At 63.5% G+C, this 3,970-nt stretch carries 2 protein-coding genes; both read right to left on the bottom strand.

The genetic code is table 11. The features are described 5' to 3' along the window. Nucleotides 1-2,466, bottom strand: a 2,466-nt coding sequence (locus tag ACLP25_RS08805) for an efflux RND transporter permease subunit (protein WP_442468826.1), incomplete at its 3' end; no start/stop codon positions are given. A gap of 5 nt (nt 2,467-2,471) precedes the next feature. Continuing rightward, nucleotides 2,472-3,701 (bottom strand): efflux RND transporter periplasmic adaptor subunit, encoded by a 1,230-nt coding sequence (locus tag ACLP25_RS08800; protein WP_442468825.1) that lies wholly within the window; start codon nt 3,699-3,701, stop codon nt 2,472-2,474. Between the last annotated feature and the right edge of the window lie 269 nt (nt 3,702-3,970).

Here is a 3,970-nt window from a genome sequence, read left to right as displayed (position 1 = left end):
GGCGACGCCCTGGGCGAGATTGAAGCTGATGGTGATCGCCGGGAACTGGCCCTGGTGGCTGATCGACAGCGGCTGGACCGGGGCCGTGGTCCATTTGGCGAAGGCGCTGAGCGGCACCATCTGATTGGAGACCGGGGAGCGGATGTAGAGCTTGTCCAGCGTCGCCGGATCCTTTTGCAGATCGGGCAGGACTTCCTCGATCACCTCGTAGGTGTTCACTTGGGTGAAATACTGGGTGACCTGCCGCTGGCCGAATGCGTCGTAAAGCGTGTCGTCGATCAATTGCGGCTGAATGCCGTAGCGCGAGGCCATGTCGCGGTCGATCTTGAGCGTCAGCGTCGTGCCGGAGTTCTGCTGGTCGGTGGCGACGTCGCGCAGTTGTGGCAGGGACAGCAGCCTTTCGAGGATCTTCGGCGCCCAGGCGTTGAGCTCGTCGAGGTTGGCGTCCTGCAGGGTGTACTGGAACTGCGTTCTGGCGGCGCGGGCGCCGACGGTGATGTCCTGCGCGGCCTGGAGGTAGACCTTGAAGCCGGGAATCCTGGCCAGTTGCGGCCGGAGCCGGGCGATCACCTGGAATGCGTCCACGTCTCGCTGGTCGCGCGGCTTGAGCGTGATGAACATGCGGCCAGTGTTCTGCGCCGAGTTGCCGACGCCGACGCCGAGGCCCATCGCCATCGTGTCGACGGCCGGATCCTTCATGATGATCGCGCCAGCCCGCTCCTGCAGCTTGTACATCGCGGGAAACGAGATGTCCTGGCCCGCCTCGGTCGTGCCGAACAGGATGCCCGTGTCCTGCTGGGGAAAGAACCCCTTGGGGATGATCGTGAACAGATAGACCGTCGCGGCGATGGTGGCGAAGAAGGTCAGAAGCGTCGGGAGGCGGTGGCGCAGTACAAAATCCACCCCGCGCGCATAAGCGCGAGCGAGCGCGACGAACCCTGCCTCGCTCATCTTGAACAGCCGGCCGTGGCGCTCCTCGTCGTGGGACCTGAGGAAGCGCGAGGCCATCATCGGGGTGAGCGTCAGCGCCACGAAGGCCGAGACCGCGATCGTCATCGCGATGGTGACCGAGAACTCGCGGAACAGGCGGCCGATGATGCCGCCCATCATCAGGAGCGGGATCAGCACCGCCACGAGCGAAATCGAGATCGAGATGATGGTGAAGCCGATCTCGGCGGAGCCCTTCAGGGCCGCCTGGAACGGCTTCTCCCCCTCTTCGATGTGGCGGGTTATGTTCTCCAGCATCACGATGGCGTCGTCGACGACGAAGCCGACCGCAATGGTGAAGGCCATCAGCGACAGGTTGTCGAGGCTGTAGTTCGCCGCCCACATCAGCGCGCAGGCGCCGAGCAGCGCGAGCGGCACCGTCACGCTGGGGATGATTGTCGCCCAGAAACTGCGCAGGAAGACGAAGATCACCATCACGACCAGCGCGATGGTGAGCAGGAGCGTCAATTCGACGTCCTTGACCGCCGCGCGGATGGTCGTCGTGCGGTCCGACAGCACCTTGACATGAACCGTGGGGGGGATCGCCGCCTCGAGGCTGGTCAGCGTCTTCTTGATCGCCTCGACCGTGTTGATGACGTTCACGCCGGGCTGCTTGAAGACGACCAGGAAGACGCTGCGCTTGCCGTTCGACCAAGCCGCCTGAGTGCTGTCGGTTGCACCCATGACCGCCTGGCCGATGTCGCGCACGCGGACGGGAGCGCCGTTCCGATAGGCGACGATCACGTTTTCCCACGGTTCGGCGGTCGTCAGCTGGTCGTTGTCGTAGATAATAAAATCCTGCTTTTGTCCGATGATCGCGCCTTTCGGGCTGTCGACCGTCGCAATGCCGATCTGCGCCCGCACGTCTTCGAGCTGAAGGTTCTTCTCGACCAGTTTCGCAGGGTCGATCTGGATCCGAATGGCCGGCGTTTGCTGGCCGCCCACCCGCACCAGAGACACTCCGGAGATCTGGCTGATGCGCTGGGCGAGGATGTTCTCCGCCGCGTCGTCGACGTCGATGATCGGGGCGACGTCCGACTCGACTGACAGGATCAGGATAGGCGTGTCGGACGGATTGACCTTGCGATAGGTCGGGGGGCTCGGCAGGTCCTTCGGCAGCTGGCCGGAAGCCGCGTTGATCGCCGCCTGGATATCGTTCGCGGCGGCGTCGATGTTCCGGTCGAGATCGAACTGGACGGTGATCGCGGTCGCCCCGAGCGAGCTGGTCGAGGTCATCTGGGAGACGCCCGGGATCTGGGCGATTTGACGCTCAAGCGGCTGCGCGACCGACGTCGCTATGGTGTCGGGCGAGGCGCCGGGCAACGAGGCCGACACCGCAATGGTTGGAAAGTCGACCTGCGGCAGCGGAGCGACCGGAAGGGTCGGGAACGCGACGACGCCAACCAAAAAGATTGCAACCATCAAGAGGGTGGTCGCGACAGGACGATAGATGAAGGGAGCGGAAATGCCGCCGAACATCGATTTCAGCTCCCGCTTCCGGAATCGATGGAGACCACGGATCCAGGCTGCAGAAGGAACTCGCCGGTCGTCACAACGCGATCGCCCTCTTTGAGTCCATCTTCGATCACCGCTGTCGTCGCGTCCTGTCGGGCGACCTTCACCGGCCGGACCGCGGCCCGGCTATCCTCGCCAACAACATACACGAACAGGCCCTTGCTTCCATGTTGGACCGCATCGGCCGGAACGACGACGACGTTGTTCATCATGCCGAGCTGCAGGCGCGTGTTGACCGCCAGTCCGGGCCATAACGCGTTGTCCGCGTTCTCGAATTCCGCTTTCAGGCGGATTGTTCCAGTCGCAAGGTCCACCTGGTTGTCGCTGATCGTGAGCTTGCCGGTCGCGATCTGGGCGCCCTCTGTGTTCAGGACTGTCACCTCTGGGGCGCCCACCACCAGTTCCTGGTTGATGCGGTCGACATATTGCTGCGGCTCGGTGAAGATGACCGCAATCGGCTGCAACTGGGCAATGCTTACGATCCCGGTCTGCTGCCCAGCGTTGACGAGATTGCCTTCGTCGATCAGGCGGAAGCCGGCGCGGCCCGTGATCGGCGCGCGGATCGTCGTATAGTTGAGCTGTACTCTCGCCGCGTCGATGGCGGCGGCGTCGGCCGCGATCGTGGCCGTCAGCTGGTTGACAAGGGCGTTCTGCGTATCGAGCTGCTGCTGGGTCGCGAAGTTTTGCTTGGCGAGCGTCGCGTAGCGCGTCAGATCGAGCTTGGCGTTTGCGACCGTGGCTTCGTCCTGGGCCTTCTTGGCGACCGCTTGATCGAGAGCGGCTTGGAAGGGCCGTGGATCGATTTGGGCAAGAAGGTCGCCCTGCTTGACGATTTGTCCCTCCTTGAAAGCTATCTTGACGATCTCTCCATCCACCCGCGCCCGCACGAGCACGGTGTTGTAGGCTTGGACCTGACCGAGGCTCTCCAGCACGACCGGGAAATCGGCGCGCTTCGCTGGCGCGACCGTGACGAGGATCGGCGCGACGCCGGACGGCGCCGGGCCGCCTACGGGAGTCGGCTTCCCTTGCGAAGAAGCCCCTGCCTGTTTCCCTCCGCCCCAAAGCTGATCGTGGTAGCGGTGTGCGATCGGTCCGAACCTGGTCGACACGCGGTCGACCGTTTCCGGCGCGTAGACTCCATAAGCCCCGAGCGCCACCATCGCCAGACCGACAATCGCGGCCGTTCGAACAACACCCATTCGCGATGTCCTTCCAGCGCGGATCAACGGCGCGCTGCGCCGCTCGGCTCGACGGTCCCGGCATTGAGCGTCCTATGGCGCTTTCGTGCACGAAAAGGCAAATATACCCTGCTCAGGTCACAACCCGAAAATTTTTCGGATCGATGACGCGGAAGTTGTCCGTGACGGAAGCGCGAAATTCTGGCCATCGTCTGGGGACTTTTTCGCGCAGGAAACCAGAACCGCCTCGGTGAACTCTCGATAGCTGGCGTAGCATGTGTTGTGCGTCA

It is taken from the genome of Roseiarcus sp. (assembly GCF_052145395.1).
Taxonomy (GTDB): domain Bacteria; phylum Pseudomonadota; class Alphaproteobacteria; order Rhizobiales; family Beijerinckiaceae; genus Roseiarcus.
The sequence above is the reverse complement of the archived record's forward strand: the minus strand, read 5'-3'. Positions and strand labels throughout refer to the sequence as shown.